The 20,318-nt window shown below is 56.1% G+C and carries 20 protein-coding genes and 1 riboswitch; of the genes, 7 read left to right on the top strand and 13 right to left on the bottom strand.

Going from position 1 to position 20,318, the window contains the following annotated elements; translation table 11 throughout:
* Nucleotides 1-88 precede the first annotated feature (88 nt).
* The 3 genes from sgrR (at nt 89) to IBT46_RS23270 (ending at nt 3,191) form a co-directional block, all read left to right on the top strand.
* Complete coding sequence (sgrR, locus tag IBT46_RS23280; RefSeq protein ID WP_200547587.1) at nt 89-1,852, top strand: HTH-type transcriptional regulator SgrR; 1,764 nt, start codon at nt 89-91, stop codon at nt 1,850-1,852.
* Between the two features lie 61 nt (nt 1,853-1,913).
* Nucleotides 1,914-1,986, top strand: a riboswitch (Fluoride riboswitch).
* A gap of 81 nt (nt 1,987-2,067) precedes the next feature.
* Nucleotides 2,068-2,445 carry a fluoride efflux transporter CrcB gene (gene crcB / locus IBT46_RS23275; protein WP_105590724.1) on the top strand — a complete coding sequence of 126 codons (378 nt, stop codon included), beginning with the start codon at nt 2,068-2,070 and terminating at the stop codon, nt 2,443-2,445.
* Between the two features lie 515 nt (nt 2,446-2,960).
* Complete coding sequence (locus IBT46_RS23270) at nt 2,961-3,191, top strand: hypothetical protein (protein ID WP_105590725.1); 231 nt, start codon at nt 2,961-2,963, stop codon at nt 3,189-3,191.
* 94 nt (nt 3,192-3,285) lie between these two features.
* Here the strand turns inward: IBT46_RS23270 and IBT46_RS23265 are convergent, their stop codons facing one another.
* On the bottom strand, nt 3,286-3,432 hold the full coding sequence (locus IBT46_RS23265; RefSeq protein ID WP_172606521.1) for a hypothetical protein: 147 nt from the start codon (nt 3,430-3,432) through the stop codon (nt 3,286-3,288).
* A 312-nt stretch (nt 3,433-3,744) separates the two neighbouring features.
* Nucleotides 3,745-3,948 (bottom strand): KTSC domain-containing protein, encoded by a 204-nt coding sequence (locus tag IBT46_RS23260; protein WP_200547586.1) that lies wholly within the window; start codon nt 3,946-3,948, stop codon nt 3,745-3,747.
* A 357-nt stretch (nt 3,949-4,305) separates the two neighbouring features.
* Between IBT46_RS23260 and IBT46_RS23255 the strand changes: the two genes are divergently transcribed.
* Nucleotides 4,306-4,500: a hypothetical protein gene (locus tag IBT46_RS23255; protein WP_200547585.1), complete on the top strand. Its 195-nt coding sequence runs from the start codon at nt 4,306-4,308 to the stop codon at nt 4,498-4,500.
* Nucleotides 4,501-4,563: 63 nt separating this feature from the next.
* Here the strand turns inward: IBT46_RS23255 and IBT46_RS23250 are convergent, their stop codons facing one another.
* From IBT46_RS23250 to IBT46_RS23220, 7 genes are all read right to left on the bottom strand, one after another.
* A complete protein-coding gene (locus IBT46_RS23250; protein WP_200547584.1) occupies nt 4,564-6,144 on the bottom strand; it encodes an ABC transporter substrate-binding protein in 1,581 nt (526 codons plus the stop codon).
* A 112-nt stretch (nt 6,145-6,256) separates the two neighbouring features.
* Complete coding sequence (locus IBT46_RS23245) at nt 6,257-6,922, bottom strand: ABC transporter ATP-binding protein (RefSeq protein ID WP_200547583.1); 666 nt, start codon at nt 6,920-6,922, stop codon at nt 6,257-6,259.
* A complete protein-coding gene (locus IBT46_RS23240; RefSeq protein ID WP_200547582.1) occupies nt 6,915-7,763 on the bottom strand; it encodes an ABC transporter ATP-binding protein in 849 nt (282 codons plus the stop codon). The genes IBT46_RS23245 and IBT46_RS23240 overlap by 8 nt, the downstream gene beginning before the upstream one ends.
* Complete coding sequence (locus IBT46_RS23235; RefSeq protein ID WP_105590733.1) at nt 7,753-8,604, bottom strand: ABC transporter permease; 852 nt, start codon at nt 8,602-8,604, stop codon at nt 7,753-7,755. The genes IBT46_RS23240 and IBT46_RS23235 overlap by 11 nt, the downstream gene beginning before the upstream one ends.
* Nucleotides 8,601-9,668: an ABC transporter permease gene (locus tag IBT46_RS23230; protein ID WP_200547581.1), complete on the bottom strand. Its 1,068-nt coding sequence runs from the start codon at nt 9,666-9,668 to the stop codon at nt 8,601-8,603. The genes IBT46_RS23235 and IBT46_RS23230 overlap by 4 nt, the downstream gene beginning before the upstream one ends.
* Nucleotides 9,668-11,236, bottom strand: coding sequence for an ABC transporter substrate-binding protein (locus IBT46_RS23225; RefSeq protein ID WP_105590735.1), 1,569 nt, complete (start codon nt 11,234-11,236; stop codon nt 9,668-9,670). Before IBT46_RS23225 ends, IBT46_RS23230 begins: the two co-directional genes overlap by 1 nt.
* 143 nt (nt 11,237-11,379) lie before the next feature.
* Nucleotides 11,380-12,036: a CPBP family intramembrane glutamic endopeptidase gene (locus tag IBT46_RS23220; protein ID WP_200547580.1), complete on the bottom strand. Its 657-nt coding sequence runs from the start codon at nt 12,034-12,036 to the stop codon at nt 11,380-11,382.
* Between the two features lie 430 nt (nt 12,037-12,466).
* Between IBT46_RS23220 and IBT46_RS23215 the strand changes: the two genes are divergently transcribed.
* The gene (locus tag IBT46_RS23215; RefSeq protein WP_200547579.1) at nt 12,467-12,763 is read left to right on the top strand and encodes an I78 family peptidase inhibitor; all 297 of its coding nucleotides are present in this window, start codon (nt 12,467-12,469) and stop codon (nt 12,761-12,763) included.
* A gap of 27 nt (nt 12,764-12,790) precedes the next feature.
* Here IBT46_RS23215 and IBT46_RS23210 read toward each other — a convergent pair whose 3' ends face one another.
* The 3 genes from IBT46_RS23210 to IBT46_RS23200 all read right to left on the bottom strand — a co-directional run bounded on the left by IBT46_RS23210 (nt 12,791) and on the right by IBT46_RS23200 (nt 14,763).
* Nucleotides 12,791-13,324, bottom strand: coding sequence for a redoxin domain-containing protein (locus IBT46_RS23210; RefSeq protein ID WP_234480259.1), 534 nt, complete (start codon nt 13,322-13,324; stop codon nt 12,791-12,793).
* A 282-nt stretch (nt 13,325-13,606) separates the two neighbouring features.
* Nucleotides 13,607-13,852 carry a biofilm development regulator YmgB/AriR family protein gene (locus tag IBT46_RS23205; RefSeq protein ID WP_200547578.1) on the bottom strand — a complete coding sequence of 82 codons (246 nt, stop codon included), beginning with the start codon at nt 13,850-13,852 and terminating at the stop codon, nt 13,607-13,609.
* A 239-nt stretch (nt 13,853-14,091) separates the two neighbouring features.
* Complete coding sequence (locus IBT46_RS23200; RefSeq protein ID WP_200547577.1) at nt 14,092-14,763, bottom strand: MarC family NAAT transporter; 672 nt, start codon at nt 14,761-14,763, stop codon at nt 14,092-14,094.
* A 429-nt stretch (nt 14,764-15,192) separates the two neighbouring features.
* Here IBT46_RS23200 and cspA point away from each other — a divergent pair, with 429 nt between their 5' ends.
* Together cspA and IBT46_RS23190 are read left to right on the top strand one after the other, a co-directional pair.
* Nucleotides 15,193-15,405 (top strand): RNA chaperone/antiterminator CspA, encoded by a 213-nt coding sequence (cspA, locus tag IBT46_RS23195; RefSeq protein WP_105590741.1) that lies wholly within the window; start codon nt 15,193-15,195, stop codon nt 15,403-15,405.
* 220 nt (nt 15,406-15,625) lie between these two features.
* Nucleotides 15,626-16,846, top strand: a complete 1,221-nt coding sequence (locus tag IBT46_RS23190) for a multidrug efflux MFS transporter (RefSeq protein ID WP_200547576.1) — start codon at nt 15,626-15,628, stop codon at nt 16,844-16,846.
* Here IBT46_RS23190 and IBT46_RS23185 read toward each other — a convergent pair.
* Nucleotides 16,835-19,915: a beta-galactosidase gene (locus tag IBT46_RS23185; RefSeq protein WP_200547575.1), complete on the bottom strand. Its 3,081-nt coding sequence runs from the start codon at nt 19,913-19,915 to the stop codon at nt 16,835-16,837. The genes IBT46_RS23190 and IBT46_RS23185 overlap by 12 nt on opposite strands.
* Nucleotides 19,916-20,318 lie beyond the last annotated feature (403 nt).

Below are 20,318 nucleotides of genomic sequence, written 5' to 3'. Positions count from 1 at the left end.
GATGAAGGGGGATTGCCGTTCAGCGCAGAATGGACTAAAAAGGTGAGATTAAAAACAGCTGGATTTTTTTGCTCAAGGCTCCTCTTTTATGTACGGTCAACGACTGGAACATCATTACCTTCGACTACTGACGCTGTTTCCCGCTCGTGAAGCCGAGACAACCCTGCAGGCGCTGGCGGACGCGATGTGCTGCAGCAAGCGCCATATGCGGGCGCTGCTGGTAAAAATGCAGAATGAGGGCTGGGTAAACTGGCAGGCCGAGGCGGGGCGAGGCCGGCAGGCTCAGCTGCGGCTGCTGCGCGATGAGCAGCAGCTTAAAGTAGAAAAAGCGGATCGGTTACTGGAAACGGGGAACCTTGCCGCCGTTGTTGAGCTATTGGGCGAGGAAAAAAGCCGTCTTGCCAGCCTGCTGCGCACTCGGCTCGGTTATCGCATCAGTGATGACTATCAGTCTTTACGCATTCCTTATTACCGCGAGATGCTGAACCTCTATCCCGGCACGCCGCTCAGGCGCTCGGAAAACCATTTGGTACGGCAAATCTTTAGTGGTCTGACACGCATCAACCCGCAGAGCGGCGAAGTGGAGTGCGATCTGGCCCATCGCTGGCGTCGTTTGGATGCGCTGCGCTGGCGTTTTTTTCTCCGCCGTGGCGTGCGTTTTCACGACGGGCGTGAGATGACCAGTGAAGACGTGATTTCTTCGCTGACCCGCAGTGCGGCGCTGCCGCTGTTTTCACATATCAAACGGGTTGAGGCTGCGGGTACGTTGAGCGTGATCGTTGAACTGCACTATGCCGACGATCGGCTGCCGCTATTGCTAACCGATCCTGCCGCGCTGATCCTGCCTGCCGATCATTCCCGGCGCGATGATTTTGCCGCACATCCGATCGGCACCGGCCCTTACCGGGTGATCGAAAACGATCGCTGGCATCTGAAAATGCAGGCGTTCGAGCACTACTTTGGCCTGCGTGGACTGCTGGACGAAGTGGAGCTGATCGTCTGGCCGGATGTCGCCCACGCGGCGGCCAGCGAGCAGTTTATTCCTGCCGGTCAGCCTGCCGCGTGGCTCAGTTCCAGCATCAGCGATATCGCCTATGTTTCCGGCGAGGCCGAACAGTTCACCGGCAAGCCTTCTGAGCCGCTGGCGGAGATGTTCCTGGAGCAGGGGGGATATTTCCTGCTGTGCGACAGCCGCTCTGGCCGCTGGCAAATTCCCGAACGGCGGCGCTGGCTGCGGGAGATACTCAGTCCGTGGCAGCTGGCCTCGCAGCTGGTGGAGTCGATCAGGCCGCTGTGGGTGCCAACGGGCAGCCTGCTGCCCGCCTGGTTTCACTGTATGGATGAGGGGGGTTGCCTTTCACCGTTTTCCGCCGATGAAAATCCGCTGCACGGCGCGGTGCTGCGGCTGGCCTGCCATCGGCAGCATCCTGAATACGCCATGCTGACGGGGATGATGCGCAAAAATCTGGCGGCGGAAGGGATCGCGCTGGAAGTGATCGAGCTGGACTATCAGCAGTGGGCAAGCGGCGAGGCCGAGGTCGATCTGTGGCTGGGTACGGTGAATTTTCCCGCGCCGGAACAGTGGAACGTGGGGGCCTGGCTGCTGGGAATGCCGCTGCTGCAGCCGCATATCTCCGGCGGCGATCCCAGCCAGTATCAACGCTGGCAGCAGCAGTGGCGCAATGGAACTCTTGAATCACGCCAGCTGGTTCAGCAGGTGGTCGGCGCAGGCTGGTTACAGCCGCTGTTCCATCACTGGATGCGACTAAAGGCACCGGAGAACGCACAGGGAATACGCCTGAACAACCTGGGCTGGTTCGATTTTCAAAGCACCTGGATGGAGCCTGAGTAGCCGGGGAGGCCCGGCTGCGGCAGCTCGCTGTTGCAAAAGCGGCGATGACTGATTATCTTGTGGTTCACAAGGTGATGGTGTTCCACCTTTCCCAACCGCCCTGATCGTAAGGGGCTGATGACGCCTGATAACCCTGACCGTTAACACGAGGTCGGTGTGTCAGGCTATGCGTTTTCTGCCCGCTGGCATCCCGCCTCGATAGTACTGAGGATTTTATGCTTAAACCTTTACTGGCCGTAATGATTGGCGGCTGCGCCGGCTGTGTGATCCGCTGGCTTCTTGCCGTGCGGTTGAATTCACTGTTTCCTAATCTGCCCCCCGGAACGCTGCTGGTTAACCTGGTAGGCGGGCTGATTATCGGGGCGGCAATGGCGTGGTTTATCCGCCATCCACAGCTGGACCCGGCATGGAAACTGCTGATTACCACCGGATTATGCGGCGGCATGACTACGTTTTCTACTTTTTCGCTGGAAGTCGTCACGTTACTACAGGCCGGCAATTATCTTTGGGCGCTGACCTCGGTGCTGGTCCACGTTATCGGATCGTTGCTGATGACGATTGCTGGTTTCTGGCTGGTCTCTCTGCTGTTCTGAGGCGAAAAAGCACATTCAGGGCGGTTTTTCAGGAAAATGACGGAGTGAGGATGCCATCAGGCATCCTTCTGATGCTGGGTGCGACGATGAATGTCGCCAGCTGCTTTGCTAGCGTTAGCGGTAAACTTCTCCGCAAAGCAGTACCGCATTTGGGCGGCGTTCGTGGATCCTTTCTGCCATCTGTTCACATGCTGTGCGTGTGGGATAGATATGCTCTGATACCGGTAGTGCGTCACAGGCATCATGACCGCAGGCGCTGACGAGTAATACGAAGCCGATTAGCATTGCTCACTCCTTTGGCAGATTGGGGTCGCTTTGAGTATAGGCGATAAGCCACACAATAGCCTTCGCGGCCTGTCTCACGCCAGTGGTTTCAACAGGCTACCGCACATTCCAGTCAATTATGCGATTCGTATTTTCATCCCTGATGTGCCCTTTATCACGATTGTTCTGACTCTGGTGGGCAACGCGCGCAGATACGCTATGCTTTATATTTAACCAACGAGGAGGAGAGAATGATCGGCGAAGCAGATTTACCCGTTTCTAACGAAGACGAAGTATGTAACATCATCGGCAGAGCAGTAGTTGACCTCAGCGTTACCGGACAGCCCGTCAATAAAGCAACGCTTGGACTAAAGCTGTTATCTATGGCCGACCAGGATAAAGATGACGAACGTATTTTACTGTACTGGATTGCCCGCCGGGCGATCAATCAGCCGCAAAAATTTGCGGAGGCAGGTTACTGAAACTGCCTGCAACCGGTGCGACTGTCACCGGAGTCAGCGGCCCGCCCGGTGTCCACCGGGCGGCCATTGCAGCCGCCGCTAAATCCCATCGTAGTTAGTGCTTATCGCGTTCTACCACAATCTCCGTTGGGCAGCTTTCATCCGCTTTCACTCGACGATATTCCGCCTTGCCCTGGTAAACATAAATACAGGCGCGTCCCGCATTGCCCCCATCCTGCTCCTGGCTCAGTGAAACGGTCACCTGCTCCGCCCGGCTGTTAAGCGGCAAAAGGCTGCATGCCAAAGTGAACACGATTGAGAGCACGGATAGGTATGCGCGGAAAATCGGGTAGCGGTTGCGCGAGGGCATCTGACGTCCTTATGAAACGGAATGTAACCTGAGGTAAATCTCTATTGATGCCGCTATTTTAACGCATTGTGCCGGCCAGCACAGATGAAACGCGGGGTTAAATAAATTTTCTGTGAGAAAGGCTGCATTGCGGGTAGCACTAAACTGGCATTCAGGGGATTCGCTCTTATCCGACGGGCGATGTTGACCCCGCCGGATAAAAAATCAGTGCTGCGGATAGTGCTGCTTTATCTGTTCGTAAAAAAAGAGTCCCTTAGAAGGGGCCGCCATAAAGAAGTGCCAGGTGGTCAGGGGAACGTTATTGTAGGTCAGCGTTCCATGCTTCAGCGTTTCTACCTCGAGAATCCGTTTTTCCATGTCATAGGCCACGGTTCGAATAACGGATGAGGCTACGGACTGTCTTTTCATTCTGCACCTCTCAGCTGTCATTGGTGGTTAAAATTTAGACTACCGATGGCGAATTGGCATTGTTTTCGATCAATTATTAATTTTTTTTAGATCCAAGAATAATCAGAGGAGGGAAAAATTACCTCGGAAAGTGGAAATCCAACTACACTTTCCGAGGCTATGCAAATGCACAATACGTTACGGGGAATACTTTAACGCTTTTTTTTAATCTGTACAGATTTATTTTTGTTGTACAAGTTTGTCGGTCGCGGGAAACAGAACCAGTCAGGTGGGGGATACGGGCTTTCAGGCTGCAAAAAGGGTAACGAAAGGCGGCTAAACTTGCTAAAGTTCGCTTTTCACTGTGTTGGGATTTTTATGTCGAACGAAATTGCACATCCATCCAGCAGCCCGAAGCAGGCTGCCCTTCAGTTGGTTATTGAACTGGTCAGAGCCGGTAAACTCAGTCCGTTACAGGGTGATGCCAGCAATATGATCTCGATTTATGAGCAGTTTAAGGCTCACTTTGAAGCGGATAAGCACAAGCACTCCTCGGATTCTGCTATCTCCTGAGTGGCGTAGCCAATTCTCCTGGCGGGTAGGGCAGTCGCCATACCCGCTATTTCTCTACGTGTTCTAGCTTTTCTTACTCACGCGGTCGAAGTAGAGCAGGCTAACGCCAATTCCCTGATACGCCCCCTGAATCTGCTTGCCCAGTCCAACCTGTTTCTGTCCCTGTAGCGTCACTACGTACGGTGAGTTCTGCTGGATATCCGTTTGTAGCTGCTGATACAGTGCGGTACGCTTTTTCACATCGCTTTCGGCGGCCGCTTCTCGCGTACGTGCGCTCAGGTCAGGTATCGTCCAGCCAACGCGCCAGGCCAGGGTTTTTGGCCCGCCGGGAACGTTATAGGCGAAGGTGCTGGCGTTGCTGTTGGCATCCACGTAGTCCGCGCCCCAGTAAATAAAGATCGACTGGAAGTTGCGGCCGCGCATTTTGCTCCACAGCTCGGCTTCCGCGACCGGTTGAATATCCAGATGAATATCCGCTTTCGCAAAGCTGGCCTGCAGTGCCTGTGCCACATCGCTGTAAGGCGGCTGATTGACGATAGTCAAAGCAAAGCGCGTGCCCGATTTGATGCCTGCCTTCGCCAAAATGGATTTCGCTTTTTCCACATCATAGTGGAACGGTTCGTTGGTGAGTGCGCCGTCAAAGCCTGCGGGCAGAAACGTCTGATGAACCTGATACTGGCCTTTCAGTAGCTGTTCAGAAATCGACTTGTAGTCCACCAGCCAGCGTGCGGCCTGCCACAGTGCCGGGTTTCCCAGCGCGGGCTGCTGCTTGTCCTGGGTATTGAAGCCAAGATAATAAATCAGGCTGGAAGGGAAACTGGCGATGTTAACCTTACCCTGCTGTTTGAGGGTAGCGAACTGATCGGCGCCAAGGTCGTAGGCCACATCCACATCGCCGTTTTCCAGCAGCAGCCGCCGCGAACCGGCGTCGGTGACGCTCTTCAGGATCACCCGCTTCAGGTGCGGCGGGGTTTGTGCATACGGATTCTGTTCCAGCACCAGCGCCTGCTGCGGTACATAATTGCTTATCGTATAGGCGGCACTGCCGGCGGAATGGGTGTGCAGCCAGCCGTTACCCAGGTCATTGCCATGTGCATGCTGCTGTACCAGCTTGCTGTCCACCACCGAGGCGATCGGCGAGGTCAGCAGGCGCAGAGCCAGATCCTGACCGATTGGCGTGGTCCAGCGGATTTCAATCTGGTTATCGCCGTGCGGCGTAAACTGGGTGTCGATATTTTCCGGCGTCCAGCCAAACTCCGCGAGGATAAACGCCGGGGTTTTATTCAGTTTCACCGCGCGGGTGAGCGAGTAGATCACGTCCTGGCTGGTCACCGGATTGCCGCTGGCGAACTTCGCGCCAGGCTTTAGCGTAAACAGCAGGCTGTGCTCACTGCTGCCCGCCTGCCATTCGGTGGCCAGTGAAGGGGCCAGTTTGCGCGGATCGTCGATGTCCGGCGTCACCAGCGTTTGATAAACATTTATCAGGCTACTGTTGCTGACCGTTTCAAAGCTTTCTGCCGGATCGAAGCTGATAATGCCATCAAGCGAGATGGCGACAATCAGCGTATCGGCAGGCGTTGCCGCCTGCACCGTGTGTCCGAAAACCAGGGCGCAGGCCAGCGCCAGAGGAGCAATTTTTCGCATGATGGTGTCCTGAAATCGTGGGATATATCAGGACTATAGGCGCGTCATGCGCGATCGGAAATGCCGGATCTGACTAAGGTTAGCTGATAAAGATAATTGACGGATCAACGGGTTAGCCGACGATCCTGCCTTTATCCATATGCACCGCGCGATCGCACATATGATCGATGACATCGGGATCGTGACTCACCAGCACCATGGTCAGATGATCCTGCTGCTTAAGTTGATTAAGCAGGTTGAGGATCTCCGCCTGTACCGACATATCCAGCGCGGAGGTCGGCTCGTCCAGCAGCAGTATCTTCGGCTCTAACAGCAGCGCGCGGACGATAGCCACGCGCTGGCGCTGACCGCCTGAGAGCTGATGCGGATAGCGATCGGCCATCGCCGGGTCCAGTCCAACGTGGCGAAAACCGTCGTCGATGCGATCGTTGATATTATCCGCCTTAAGCAGCTTCAGCGGCTCGGCCAGCGTACGTCGCAGGCGGTGGCGCGGATGCAGCGAGGCGTAGGGGTCCTGAAACACCATCTGCACGTCGCGTCGCAGCTGGCCGGTAAAAGCTTTACCCGGCTCGGCCTGATGGTCCGCCAGCCGCATTGTGCCCTGCCAGTGCGGATTCAGCCCGGCCATTACCCACAGCAGGGAGGATTTACCGCAGCCGGACGGGCCGACCAGGCCGAAGCACTCACCGGCGTTAACCGACAGGGTGACATCTTCCACCACGGTACGCAGCTCATAACCCTGGCGGTGAGCCACGCTGAGCTGGTTTAACTCAATCATGTTTAACTCCCCCGAGCAGCGCGGCGCGATCCAGCACAGGTAGCGGTTTACCGTGGGTGGATTTATTTGGCCGACAGGACCACAGCGTTCGGGTATAGGGATGCGTGGCGTGCGGTAAATCAGTGGCGGGCAGGGTGTCGAGAATATCGCCCTGATACATCACCATGACTCGCTCGCAGTGTTCGGATACCTGCTGTAAATCGTGGCTGATCAGCAGCAGGCCCATATTGCGATCTTCCACCAGTTGACGGATCAGCCCCAGCACCTGATCGCGCATCGCGTGATCGAGCGCGGAGGTCGGCTCATCGGCAATCAGGAAGCGCGGTTCGGCAATCAGCGCCATCGCCAGCATCACGCGCTGGCCCATCCCACCAGAAAGCTGATGGGGATAGCGTTGCATCAGCTGTACGGGCTGCGGTAGCCCTACTGCTGAGAGGATATCGCAGACCTTCTCTTTAATGTCGCTGCGGCTAAAACGGCCGTGCAGCTTGAGCGGTTCCGCGACCTGCCAGCCGATAGTGCGCATCGGGTTAAGTGCGTACTTCGGGTCCTGCATCACCATGCCCAGCTGGCTGCCGCGCAGCTGACTCCAGCGGCGTTCGCTCAGGGTCAGTGCATTTTCACCAGCGATACTCAGCGTGCGCGCCTGCAGGCGCAGGGAAGGGGAGAGCAGGCCCATCAGGCTGCGGGCGGTCAGCGATTTACCTGAGCCGGATTCACCGACCAGCGCCACGCGCTCGCGGCCAAGGGTAAAGCTGATATTTTTTACCAGCGCCGCGCCGCCTGGGGCGGAAATCGTCAGGCCATCCGCCACAATCGGCGCATCAGCATTAGTCAGCATTACGGGTATCCAGTCGGTCACGCAGGCCGTCGCCTGTCAGGTTAAAGGCCAGGCTGGCAAACAGAATGGCACCGCCGGGAACGGCAGCGACCCACCACTGGTCGAAAATCACTTTACTGCCTTCGGCCACCATCGATCCCCACTCCGCGGTAGGTGGCTGAATGCCCATACCGAGGAAGCCCAGGCCGGCGGCGGAAAGAATAATGCCACCGAGGCTGAGGGCCGCGCGCACAACGGCGGTCGGCAGGCACAGCGGCAGAATATGACCAAACATCAGGCGCAGGCCGTTAATACCCTGCATTCGCGCGGCGGCCAGATAGTCGCTGCGACGCAGTGCCAGGGTTTCCGCGCGCGCCTGGCGGGCAAACGGCGGCCAGCTGGTCAGCGCCAGCGCCAGCGCACCGTTCATCAGTCCTGGCCCCATCATCGCGACCAGCGCCAGTGCAATCACCAGGTTAGGCAGCGAAAGGAAAATATCGGTAATGCGCATCAGCACGCGTTCGCTCCAGCCGCCGAGGTAACCGGCGCTGATGCCGATTAACATCCCCACCGGGATGGTCAGCACCAGAATCAGTGACACCAGCAGCAGCGTCGGGCGCGCACCGTAAATCACGCGGGAGAGCAGATCGCGGCCAAAGCCGTCGGTGCCCAGCCAATGGCTGGCGGAAGGCGGCATCAGGCGCACCGCCATTTCCTGCGCGTTCGGATCGAAAGGTGCCAGCAGCGGTGCGAACAGGGCGGCAAAAATCAGTATCCCGACCAGCGTCAGGCCAATGGTCAGGGTGATATTTCGCCGTTTTTTAAACGGTTTTACCGTTTCAGAATCAAGAGCCTGCGTCATCGTGTCCTCGGGTCGGTCAGGTAGGTGAGCGCATCAGCCAGCGCGTTGATGACGATAAAGCAGCCGCCAATCAGCAGGGTCGAGCCGAGGATCGCGGGCGTATCGGAGGCGAACAGCGCGGTGGTCATGTAGCGCCCTACGCCGGGCCAGGCAAAGACGGTTTCAGTCAGCACCGAGCCTTCCAGCAGCGTGGCGTAGGAGAGCGCCAGCACGGTAATCAGTGTTCCCCGCACGTTAGGGAAAATGTGCAGCAGCAGGATGCGTCCCCGGCTGGCACCTTTTGCCCGCGCCAGCGTCACGTACTCTTTGCTGTTCTCTTCCAGCAGCGCAGCGCGCAGCAGACGGGTAATGGTCGCCATCGACAGCAGCCCCAGCACCACCACCGGTAACCACAGGTGGGCGATGGCGTTGCGGAACATTTCCGGGTCGCCGGAGAGCAGGCTGTCGATCAGCACCAGCCCGGTTTTCGGTTCCAGGGTGTAAATCCAGATATCATCCAGCCGCCCCGGCCCTGCCGACCAGTGCAGTACCGCATAGAACAGCAGCAGGCCCAGTAATCCAAGCCAGAACACCGGTACTGAATAGCCCAGCAGGGAGATCAGCCGCGCGACGTTATCCAGCAGGCTACCCGGCTTCCACGCCGCCAGCAGCGCAAGAGAAATGCCGAAAATAGCGCCGAAGATCATCGCACAGGTTGCAAGTTCAATGGTGGCCGGGAAGGTGCGCAGCAAATCGCTGGCTACCGGCTGATTGGTAATACTGGAAATGCCGAGATCGCCACGTACCAGGTGTTCCAGATAGTGCCAGAACTGCATCGGCAATGGCTGGTCGAGTCCAAGATCGCGCCTGACCTGTGCATAGGTTGATTCGCTGGCGTGATCGCCAGCGATCTGCAGCACCGGATCGACAGGGGAAAGATGAGATAAGCCGAAGGTGAACACCAGCAGACCAAGCAGCGTCACCACCAGCGAAATCACAACGCTGAAGGCACCGCTGCTGCGGCGCCAGAACAGCCGTGTACCGCTTTGACGCGGTACACGATCCTGAGCAGCAGGTGCCGCCATTATTTACTGACCTGGCTGTAGTAAACCATGTCCGGGTTGATCCCCTGAACGTAGCCTTTCAGGTTATCGCGCAGGGCAACAAGGTTACGCGCCTGCAGGCCGACGACGTACGGTGAGTTCTGCTGAATTTCACGCTGCATTTTGTGGTACAGCTCAACGCGCTTCGCCGGATCGCTTTCGGCGGTGGCGGCCAGCGTCTGCTTGCTCAGCTCAGGGATATGCCAGTTAGAGCGCCACGCCAGCGTTTTGCTGCCGTCTTCCGGGTTGTAGGCAAAGGCGGCGGCGTTGGTATTCGGATCGAAGTAGTCTGCGCCCCAGGCGTTCAGCGTGGCTTCATACTGATGCGCTTTCACTCGGGTCGCGACTTCTGAGCTGATCCCTGGCAGCACCTCGACCTTCACGCCGCCTTTCGCAAAGCTGGCCTGTAGGGCTTGCGCAATATCCAGATACGGCGGCTGGTTGCTGACCGACAGCTTAAAGCTGACGTTTTTCAGACCGGCTTTCGCCAGAATCGCTTTGGCTTTTTCCGGATCGTAAGTGAACGGGTTATCGTTCAGCGCGCCGAGGAAGCCTTCCGGCAGGAACGACTGGTGAACCTGGAACTGGCCTTTCAGCAGGTCGTTGGCGATGCCTTTATAGTCGAACAGATAGCGTGAAGCTTCCCACAGGGCCGGGTTTTTCAGCACCGGATTGGCGTCGATATTGAACTGCACGTAGTACAGCGAGGCCATCGGCACCGCGAGGGTTTTTACGCCAGCTTTATCTTTCAGCGAGGCGATCTGATCGGCACCCAGGTTACGCGCGATATCGGCGTCGCCCTGTTCCAGCAGCAGACGGCGAGCGGCCGGTTCCGGTACGTTTTTAATCAGCACGTTTTTCAGCTTAGGCGCACCGGCCGGAGAGCTTGGGTTAGCGCTGAGCAGCACCACTTCATGCGGCACGTATTTGCGGATTTGATAAGGGCCGCTGCCCGCAGAGTGCTGGGCCAGCCACTTATTACCGAAGTCGCCGTTTTGCACATTGGCCGATACGGTTTTCTCATCAACGATCGATGAAACCGGAGCCGCCAGCAGACTCAGCACGTAGGTCGGGCTGACATCCGCCGTCCAGCTCAGCTGAACGTGTTTATCGTCGATTTTTTTAAGATGCGAGTCGACGTTATCTTTGGTCCAGCCCAGTTGCGCCAGAATAAAGGAGGGATCGAGGTTCAGCTTAATCACGCGGGAGAGCGAGAAAATCACGTCTTCCGGGCGTAAAGGGTTGCCGGAAGAGAAGGTCGCGCCATCACGCAGGGTGAAGGTCATACTGCGATTATCGCTGCCGGGCTTCCACTCGGTAGCCAGCGTCGGCTTCAGATCGGTCGGATTCTGCGGATCGGACTGAACCAGACGCTGATAAAGGTTGGTAAATGCCTGCACGGAGGTCAGTTCAAAACCGTCTGCCGGATCGAAACTGTTGGCATCATCGATAGACTGCGCAATGACCAGCGTGTCAGCGGGGGTCGCCGCCGTTGCGGCAAAGGATGCCGCCAGCGCCAGTGCAATAACTGAGGGGACTGTAAATTTCATGACGTTTCCTTGCCTTACATTTTTTTCGCGAGTGTAAGTGAACAACCGATAAGAGCAATAGTAGATTATTCGCTATCGATATGCGCGAAAGTTATAAGAGGAGTCGAAAGGTTATAACCTTGTCCTGTATGCAACCGATTACGCTAGCGGCTGAAGGTCAGCCACAGCCAGGGGGCAACGCCAAGCAGGTTATTAAGCATATGCAGGAAAATAGGTAACTTCAAACCGCCGGAGACCAGTCGCGCGGCACAGAGCAGAAGCGACAGGGCAACCAGCGCGATCAGCGTTTGCAGATGGGCATACTGCGTATGGATAGCGGCGAAGGCGAGGGAGGTCAGCACCGAACAGGCAACCCGCTGGCGCGGAGCCCAAAGTAAAAATCCCTGCATTAAATAACCGCGAAACAGAATCTCTTCGTAGACCGGGGCCAGCAGAACCACGGCCAGTGCGAACAGTATAGAGCTGGTTGCATTACCGCTAAACTGCCCGCCCGTCCAGCTCTCACGCTGCATATAAAAGGCCTGGCTGACCAGCAGCAGAATCAGCAGCACGCTGAATACCATCACCTGGCGCGGGAAGAGTTTTCCGACGTGAATATCGCCGTAATGACGTCTGTACCAGCGGAAGAGCGGGATCAGAACGGCAAATTCCAGCGTGCAGAGCACCGGCATCAGCAGGCCGCTGCTGACCAGCATGGCATGGTTAGGTAGATATCTTACCAGCAGGGTAATGGCGTACCAGATAATCAACATCCCGGCGCAGAGCAGGGTTTGGGACACTCTGTCGGGAGCGGTATTCATGGCAACAACCTGTCACGGAAGGTTTTTTTCGATGTTAACAACTGTTACGAGCAGTGTCGAGTTTGGGGTACGTCATAACAAAGCGGGTTAAGTTTCGTGGGGAGAAGCCTGTGACCGGGTAAGCTAAGATTGTGCTATCGGTTGCCCCGGTAAACTGCGCCGGGGCCGGGAGGATGTTAGCGGACTCTCACCGCGACCAGCGTCATGATGACGGCAAAGGTGACAAAAATTGCCAGTTCCATAAGAATCTCCTCTTTGGGAAAACTCCTAAAATTATAGCTAATATCTGGATATTTTATGAACAATGCGTGCGCAGGGAGGCTAAAGATGGCGGATAATCATCCGTTCTTTTACCTGCGCATTATGGCGTTAATCTGTTAATCTTTAACTCAATTTGCCGATTATCTACGCGAAAAGAGGAGCAGGAACAGTGAAATACTATGGAAAAATAGCGTTCGTTGCGGCGTTGATGGCGCTGGCAGGCTGCCAGTCGTCTGGCCAGAAAACGGCGGCGAATGCGCCGGTTGACCCGGAAATGGATCGCTGTGGCGCATCGGAACTGCAGCAGTATGTTGGTAAGCCGCTTACCGGGCTGGAAACGCTGCGCTTCGAGAAGCCGGTGCGCGCGATCCCTTACAATTCTGCCGTGACCATGGACTTTAATCTGAATCGCATTAACTTCTTAGGCGATCAGCAGGGCAACATTATTAAAGTCTACTGCGGTTGATCGATTCTGGCTGGCCGCACAGGCCAGTCAGTACTGCCATTTCCTTACCCACCACAGGCGCAACAGTACACCGGTGTTGCTGGTCCAGCCGCTGCTGGTGCTGACCACTTCCCCCTTTGCGACAACAAGTAGTGTAGGTTTGCTGGTGACCTTCCAGTGAGCGGCAAGGCTGCCGTTACGGTCATTGACCACCGGCAGATTGAAATGATGCCCATTCAGATAGCGTACAACGCTGATGTCATCTCCCGACATGCTGGCGACGGTGAGCACGTTGGTGCGTTTATCGTTGAGTTTGATCATCAAAGGGATGGTGTCGTGACAGGCCGCGCACCAGCGGTCCCAAAACAACACCAGCAGCGGCTTTTTTTCGCTGAGTTCCGCGAGCGTCAGGTCTCTGCCATCAATGGTATGCAACGACTGGCTGGCGAAATCGGCGGGCAGGTACGGAGCCCGAATACCATCGACCAGTCGGATGATCAGAATAAGGGATAGAAGAGGTAATAGCAGGTAAAGACCGACCTTTTTAAAGCGGTTAATAAGAACGTTATACCAGTTATTCATCTGCCATCTCCAGCCTGCCTTCGGCGCATATCTTAATGACGCTATGCCGAATAACAATCGTTTGCCGTGTAAACATTCGTATAGGGAATATTCCCCACACGGGCAGGCGGGTTTGAGCTGTCATCATCCTGCAACGCGCTGATGGCAGTATCTTGCTGCACACAACGTGACTTCCTCGTCACTCCAGATATGCAATGCTCGTCTTTAACCCGCCGTGTGCGGGTTTTTTTTGTGACAGACAGACAGAGCGGCGGCTCAGCGTTTTGAGGCTGCGTATCCTGTTTATTTGTTGCCGTTGAAAATCTGCGTCAGCAGGTTACGGTATCCCTGGAGTATGGCTTCATCGGCTTCTCCTTCCAGTCGGGCGATGACGCTGGAAATAATCGCGTCATTGCTGAGCGGTTTCCCGTTTTGCATTAACTCCATCATGATCGCTTCCAGTAGTTCGCTTTCTCTGGGAGCCTGGAAAGCCGGGCTGTTAAAATAGTCGGTAATTGCGCGGCCTGCGCCCTGAACGTGATAAGCCATGATAAACCTCCACAGACGCGTCCACTGAAGCGCGGAGCGGCTTCCGTGGAATCATAATGTTGTTGTGAATACGAGAGAGTAGGGCAAGAAACATGCTCTCCCGCTACCTGAAAAAGATGACCGGAGATTCTGTAAACTGTAGATGTGCGGTGCCGGAATGCCAGTAACAGAAAGAAATATTTCTAAGCACCCTGAAAAATATTCCGGGCGGAGGAACCCACCCGGAAGGGAAAGTGCGTTTATCCTGCGTGGTAGGTCGTAATCACTTCAATCGTACCGTTGATCATAAACTGCACACCCATGCAGACCAGCAGGAAACCCATCAGGCGTGAGATGGCTTCAATACCGCCTTTCCCCACCAGACGCATAATTGCCCCGGAGCTGCGCAAGCAGGCCCACAGAATCAGACTGACGGCAAAAAAGGTCAGTACGGGTGCAACGGTAATAATCCAGGGGGCAAAGGGGGTGCCGCTATGGATAGTTGAGGCGGTGGAGATAATCATCGCAATCGTACCCGGTCCGGCGGTGCTGGGCATGGCCAGCGGAACAAAAGCGATATTGACGCTTTTCCGCTCGCTCATCTCATCCAGTTTGTGCTCGGCTTCCATGGAATGTCCGGCCTCCTGCTGTGGGAAGAGCATGCGGAAACCGATAAACGCCACGATCAATCCCCCGGCAATACGCAAACCGGGAATCGAAATGCCAAAGGTATCCATGACAACGTTACCGGCGTAGTAGGCAACGGCCATAATAATAAACACATAAACAGACGCCTGAAGCGACTGCCTGTTACGCTCCTGATAGTTCATGTCGCCGGCCAGCCCCAAAAACAGGGCGACTGTCGTCAGTGGGTTTGCCAGGGGCAGCAGTACTACCAGGCCAAGGCCCACGGCCTTAATCAGTTCAAGCATCCTGTAATATCCTCATTGAATACAGACTGGGTCATTTGTCATGCACAATCGTCGACCTGAAAAGGAAGCCTACATTAACCCTGATCTATCCCGTTGACAAAAAATGACCTGAGACATGAAAAGCAGAATGAAGATAAGAAGACAAAATGACTGGCGTGATACAGGCAGTTAAATTGATATCTAAATCATGGCTTTGATTGTTTTTTTGTTTTTTTGTTTTTATTTCTCTTGAACCCGGAGCAGTGTTATGCGTAAATGCGTCCGTTGGTTTTGATACAGACCCACGTATGCGAGCAATTTTAGTAAAGCAGTCTGCAGTTAAAGCGTTACACAGCTTATTCCTGACTTCCTTCTTGAGTGCCTCATAGTAATCCCCTGTTGAAAAACCTTGTGCCCCCGTGGCTTACTACATAATTGAAGGAAAGACTCATGTCTAACAAAATGACTGGTTTGGTAAAATGGTTCAACGCTGAGAAAGGTTTCGGCTTCATCTCCCCAACCGACGGCAGCAAAGACGTTTTCGTACACTTCTCTGCAATCCAGAACAACGGTTTCAAAACTCTGGAAGAAGGTCAGAAAGTAGAGTTCACTATCGAAAACGGCCAGAAAGGCCCAGCAGCTGCTAACGTAACTGCACTGTAAGATAGTCACTCTTTTCATCAGCTCTGCGTTTAACGCCTGAGATGATGAAAGTTAAAAAACCCGCTTCGGCGGGTTTTTTGCGTTTTCAGGCCTGAAGCACCACTGGTGTTAGTAGAAAATTCTGAAGTGATGTCCATCACCTTATTTGCCCTCACTCCGTTGCTGACAGTTGTTACACTTGTCGCTCGTGATGTTGCTATAAGGCCGCAAGTGCAGTCCGATGGAATCCTGGAAGGTTAATCTAATCTCAGTCTGGTTTGGCTGTCTGTTTACCGGGCTGGCGATCAGTCAGATAATCCCGTTTCTTCCCCTCTACGTTGAGCAGCTTGGTGTGACCGATCCCGCATCGCTGACGCTGTGGTCCGGGCTGATTTTCAGTATCACCTTCCTGGTTTCAGCGATTGTGTCGCCGATGTGGGGAAGCCTTGCCGATCGAAAGGGGCGCAAGCTGATGCTGCTGCGTGCTTCGCTCGGTATGGGCGTGGTGATCCTGCTCCAGGCTTTTGTTACTAACGTCTGGCAACTGCTGGTACTGCGTGCGTTGATGGGGCTGACTTCGGGATATATACCCAACGCGATGGCGCTGGTGGCGGCACAGGTACCGCGCGAACGCAGCGGCTGGGCAATGAGCATGGTATCCACCGCGCAAATATGCGGGGTGATTATGGGGCCGTTGATGGGGGGACTGCTGGCGGACTGGATCGGGCTGCGGGCGGTATTCATCATTACCTCAGGATTGCTGTTGATAAGCTTTCTGATCACGCTGTTCCTGATTAAAGAGAGCGGCGTCATTCGGGTCAAGAAAGAAGACAATCTCAGCGGCAGCATGGTTTTCCGTACCCTGCCGTGGCCAAAGCTGACCATCAGCCTGTTTTTTACCACGCTGGTTATTCAGCTGTGCAACGGGTCGATCAGTCCGATTCTGACGCTGTTTGTGCGCGAACTTGAACCGAACGTGCAGAATATTGCTTTTCTTAGCGGTGTCGTTGCGGCGATCCCCGGAGTCTCTGCGCTACTGTCCGCACCTTCGCTGGGGAAACTCGGCGACCGCATCGGCGCGCAGCGCATCCTTTTTGCGTCTCTGATCTTATCCATCCTGCTGTTTATCGGCATGTCGTGGGCCAACAGTGCCCTTGAGCTGGGTATTCTGCGTTTCCTGTTGGGCTTTGCCGACGGCGCGATGATGCCTGCCGTACAGACCCTGCTGCTGCGTTATTGCAGCGACCGGGTGACCGGCAGAATTTTTGGCTACAACCAGTCGTTTATGTATCTGGGCAACGTAGTTGGGCCTCTGATGGGCTCGGGTATTTCAGCCGTCGGCGGGTTCCGCTGGGTATTCGCCGCAACGGCCGTTGTGGTGCTGGTGAACACCGTGCAGCTGATCTGGGTTTACCGCCGCCCGCGTGGCAATCCCGCAGGCGGCGTAACGTCAGGCCAGTGACAGCGTTAGCTGATAACGGTACTGCCGGGCAGACAGCAGGAAGTCAGGGTTAACGCTCGGGCTCCAGGAGTCGTCGCCGCCTATGCCCATATGATAACCGTCAAGGATCAGCCAGCATCCCGGTTCATCACGCAGCAGGTGGCGATGTGATGTATCGCGGAGCTGTTCTACGCTGTGGCGGCTCAGTGAGAAGTGGAAATCTCCCTCAGCCTTGAGTCCGGCGTATTCCAGTTCGCGGGTGCCGCCCCGCAGCCCGTTCTCCCCCGGGAAGACATAGGCGGTGCTGAGTTCTGCCAGCGGTAGCTGCCAGCGGCTGAACTCTGCGGCCAGCCGCCGATCGGGATAGTTTTCGTGCGGCCCCAGTCCCAGCCAGCTGGCGTGCTCTGCCACTTCCGCCAGCTGACAGCGCAGGCCGATACGTGCCGGTTCCGGCTGCCCGGCGGCAATATCCACCTCAACCTCGATGCGCAGTTTGCCTTCACCGTCGAACAGATAGCGTTTGCGGCTGATAAAGCGCGTTTCCCCCGCGGCCTGCCAGGCGTGGATACTGGCGATCTGCACACCGTGGCTCAGTTCATCCGCCTGCAGGCTAATCAGTAATGGCTCAAGCTGGTTGTAACCGGCCCGCCGCCAGCGTTCAACCCATGCACGGGGATCGACGCGGGTGACCTCACTAATGCCAATATCATTATCCAGAGGCGCACGCACAAACAGATCGGAGAGCGGGGAGAGCAGCTGCGGTTTATCGCGCCGAAGCCACTGCGTCAGCTCGCCGCTACTGCGGCTGAACTGCCAGCGCTGCTCACCGTGCTGCACGTCGAACAGCTGTGCGGTTTCGGTAAGCCGGGGGCGCTCAAGATTTTGCCGGGATCGCGGCAGCGAGAGCGCAGCCGGCAGGCGCCAGCCGTCCCATGCCATGCGGTGCCCGGCGGGTGACCACGCCGTGGCAGCTGGCTGTATCACTTCGACCCGCAGCCACAGTTCTCCGGCCAGTGCAGGCAGATCGCCCAGTACCAGACTGATGCTTTGTTCCGCGGCCAGGTCAAGAGCCTGCTCTCCTCCACCTATCCGCTGACCCTCGTGCTCAATAGACCAGCGCAGCGTTTCGTTATCGCTGCTGCGGAACAGATATTCACTGGTAATCCGCAGTGTCAGCGGGGCATAGCTCTCCACGGCAAACTGGAAGAACTGTTGGGCGCGCTGGGCCTCAAACAGAGAAGGGTGCGGTGTGCGATCGGCAAAGACCAGGCCATTCATACAGAACTGGCGATCGTTAGGCGTATCGCCGAAGTCGCCGCCGTAGGCCTGCCAGCTGCTACCGTCCGCCTCATGGCGGGTCAGGCTCTGATCGACCCAGTCCCAGACGAATCCACCCTGCAGGCGTGGGAACTGGCGGAACGCCGCCCAGTAGCGGTCAAATCCGCCGAGGCTGTTGCCCATTGCGTGGGCATATTCACACAGGATCAGCGGGCGCTGCTCTTCCGGCAGGCCAATCCACTTTTTCAGCGACCACTTTGGTACGGCTTCAAACGGCTGATCCTGATCCACTCGGGCATACATCGGGCAGATGATATCGGTGGCGGCGGTATTGGCACCGCCGCCTTCATACTGCACCGGACGGCTCGGATCGTGGCTTTTAATCCAGCGATAAAGCGCATCGTGCGTGCTGCCGTGGCCGGATTCGTTACCGAGTGACCAGATAATAATGCAGGCGTGGTTGCGATCGCGTTGCACCATACGCGTGACGCGCTCGCTGAAGGCATTGAACCACTGCGGATCGTCAGACAGGCGATTCATCGGCTGCATACCGTGGGTTTCAATATTGGCTTCATCAACCACATACAGGCCGAAGCGATCGCACAGGCGATACCACAGGGCGTGATTAGGATAGTGCGAGCAGCGTACGGCATTGAAATTGTGCTGCTTCATCAGTGTGATGTCGCGGATCATTGTTTCCTCATCCATCACCTGCCCGCGATCCGGATGATGCTCATGGCGGTTAGTTCCGCGGATCAGCAGTGGCTTGCCGTTAAGCTTCAGCAGCCCGCCTTCTACCGCGATCTGACGGAAACCGACGTCATACGCTTCACTTTCAAGAGGGTTACCGCTGGCATTAAGCAGCGTAACCACCGCGCGGTAAAGATGCGGTGTTTCCGCGCTCCACAGCAGCGGCCGTGGCACATTGATACTGAGGAGCGTACGGTCAGTATAGCTGCCGCGCTCATCAATAACGGCACTACCCAATGCCTGGCGGTGCTCTGCAATCAGCGTATCCTGCTGCCACAGCGTAACTTCAACCTGGTGGTCGCGTGCATCCTGCTCCGAGCAGACCGCCAGCACCCGCAAGTCGGCGCTGTGAAACTCTGCGCTCAGGCGGGTTTCGATCTGAACATCCTGCAGGCGAACCGAGGGCTTATGCAGCAGGCTGACGTCGCGGAAAATGCCGCTCATCCGCCACATATCCTGATCTTCCAGATAGCTGCCGTCGCACCAGCGCAGCACCATCACCGCAATCCGGTTTGCGCCACTTTGCAGAACGGCGCTGAGGTCGAATTCGGCGGGTAATCGGCTGTCCTGTGAATAACCGACAAACGTACCGTTGCACCACAGATAGAAGGCGGAGTTCACGCCGTCGAAGATAATCCGCGTTTGTCCGCTTCGCAGCCAGTCGGCAGAACAATCGAATGTGAGCGAGTAACAACCTGTCGGGTTTTCCGCAGGAACGCGCGGCGGATCGACCGGGATTGGATACTGCACATTCGTATAAATTGGTGCATCGTAACCGGAAAGCTGCCAGTTTGACGGCACGGTGGCGCGATCGGCTGAATCGAGGTCGTCTGCGATCCAGCTATCCGGAACCGCTTCCGGCCGGTCAAAGTAGCTAAATTTCCACTCACCGCTCAGCGACTGGATCGATGGGCTGGGGAGATCCTGTCGCGCGGATTCGCTGTTGCGCCAGCTGGCGAAAGGAGGATGACTGGGTAAGCGGTTGATCTGGGTGACGGCAGGGTTCTCCCAGTAACGGAGAGATACCAGCTGCTGTAGAGAAAGCGGATTGCGATCGGACATGGTCAAAACCTCATCAATGTTATGCGCTCACATTGTCGCGAATCGATGTTGTTGTAAAGTGAAAATCCCAGGGAATGCGAGGTGGATCGCGGCAATTAAATCTGGTGAAAGCGAATAGCTCGTGTGTCCAGGGCAGGGTTGTGCGCAGAAATTAACAGGAAATCGTTAAGCGCGGTTACGGCGAGTAAAAAGCGCCGCTAACCGGATTATTCTGCATTGTGAGCGGTTCAGGCGGCGCTTACTATCGCCGGAGAAATGAGGAGGGCATCCTCATATTGTGACCCGTGAGGTTTTATCATGATTCGTATTCTTAAGGCGGCGAGTATCGTCGCGCTGGTGGCAGCGCTCAGTGGATGCCTGTTCCCTCCTCCGGGCGGCGGCGGCGGCGGTGGCGGTTGGGGCG

It is taken from the genome of Erwinia sp. S38 (assembly GCF_016624545.1).
Lineage (GTDB): Bacteria > Pseudomonadota > Gammaproteobacteria > Enterobacterales > Enterobacteriaceae > Erwinia > Erwinia coffeiphila.
Note: the sequence above shows the minus strand (reverse complement) of the source record. Positions and strands in the feature narration are given on the sequence as shown.

Coding starts and splice junctions, on each gene's coding strand:
- sgrR (WP_200547587.1), top strand. CDS start 89: ATGTACGGTCAACGACTGGAACATCATTACCTTCGACTACTGACGCTG.
- crcB (WP_105590724.1), top strand. CDS start 2,068: ATGCTTAAACCTTTACTGGCCGTAATGATTGGCGGCTGCGCCGGCTGT.
- IBT46_RS23270 (WP_105590725.1), top strand. CDS start 2,961: ATGATCGGCGAAGCAGATTTACCCGTTTCTAACGAAGACGAAGTATGT.
- IBT46_RS23260 (WP_200547586.1), bottom strand. CDS start 3,948: ATGAAAAGACAGTCCGTAGCCTCATCCGTTATTCGAACCGTGGCCTAT.
- IBT46_RS23255 (WP_200547585.1), top strand. CDS start 4,306: ATGTCGAACGAAATTGCACATCCATCCAGCAGCCCGAAGCAGGCTGCC.
- IBT46_RS23250 (WP_200547584.1), bottom strand. CDS start 6,144: ATGCGAAAAATTGCTCCTCTGGCGCTGGCCTGCGCCCTGGTTTTCGGA.
- IBT46_RS23245 (WP_200547583.1), bottom strand. CDS start 6,922: ATGATTGAGTTAAACCAGCTCAGCGTGGCTCACCGCCAGGGTTATGAG.
- IBT46_RS23240 (WP_200547582.1), bottom strand. CDS start 7,763: ATGCTGACTAATGCTGATGCGCCGATTGTGGCGGATGGCCTGACGATT.
- IBT46_RS23235 (WP_105590733.1), bottom strand. CDS start 8,604: ATGACGCAGGCTCTTGATTCTGAAACGGTAAAACCGTTTAAAAAACGG.
- IBT46_RS23230 (WP_200547581.1), bottom strand. CDS start 9,668: ATGGCGGCACCTGCTGCTCAGGATCGTGTACCGCGTCAAAGCGGTACA.
- IBT46_RS23225 (WP_105590735.1), bottom strand. CDS start 11,236: ATGAAATTTACAGTCCCCTCAGTTATTGCACTGGCGCTGGCGGCATCC.
- IBT46_RS23220 (WP_200547580.1), bottom strand. CDS start 12,036: ATGAATACCGCTCCCGACAGAGTGTCCCAAACCCTGCTCTGCGCCGGG.
- IBT46_RS23210 (WP_234480259.1), bottom strand. CDS start 13,324: ATGAATAACTGGTATAACGTTCTTATTAACCGCTTTAAAAAGGTCGGT.
- IBT46_RS23205 (WP_200547578.1), bottom strand. CDS start 13,852: ATGGCTTATCACGTTCAGGGCGCAGGCCGCGCAATTACCGACTATTTT.
- IBT46_RS23200 (WP_200547577.1), bottom strand. CDS start 14,763: ATGCTTGAACTGATTAAGGCCGTGGGCCTTGGCCTGGTAGTACTGCTG.
- cspA (WP_105590741.1), top strand. CDS start 15,193: ATGTCTAACAAAATGACTGGTTTGGTAAAATGGTTCAACGCTGAGAAA.
- IBT46_RS23190 (WP_200547576.1), top strand. CDS start 15,626: ATGGAATCCTGGAAGGTTAATCTAATCTCAGTCTGGTTTGGCTGTCTG.
- IBT46_RS23185 (WP_200547575.1), bottom strand. CDS start 19,915: ATGTCCGATCGCAATCCGCTTTCTCTACAGCAGCTGGTATCTCTCCGT.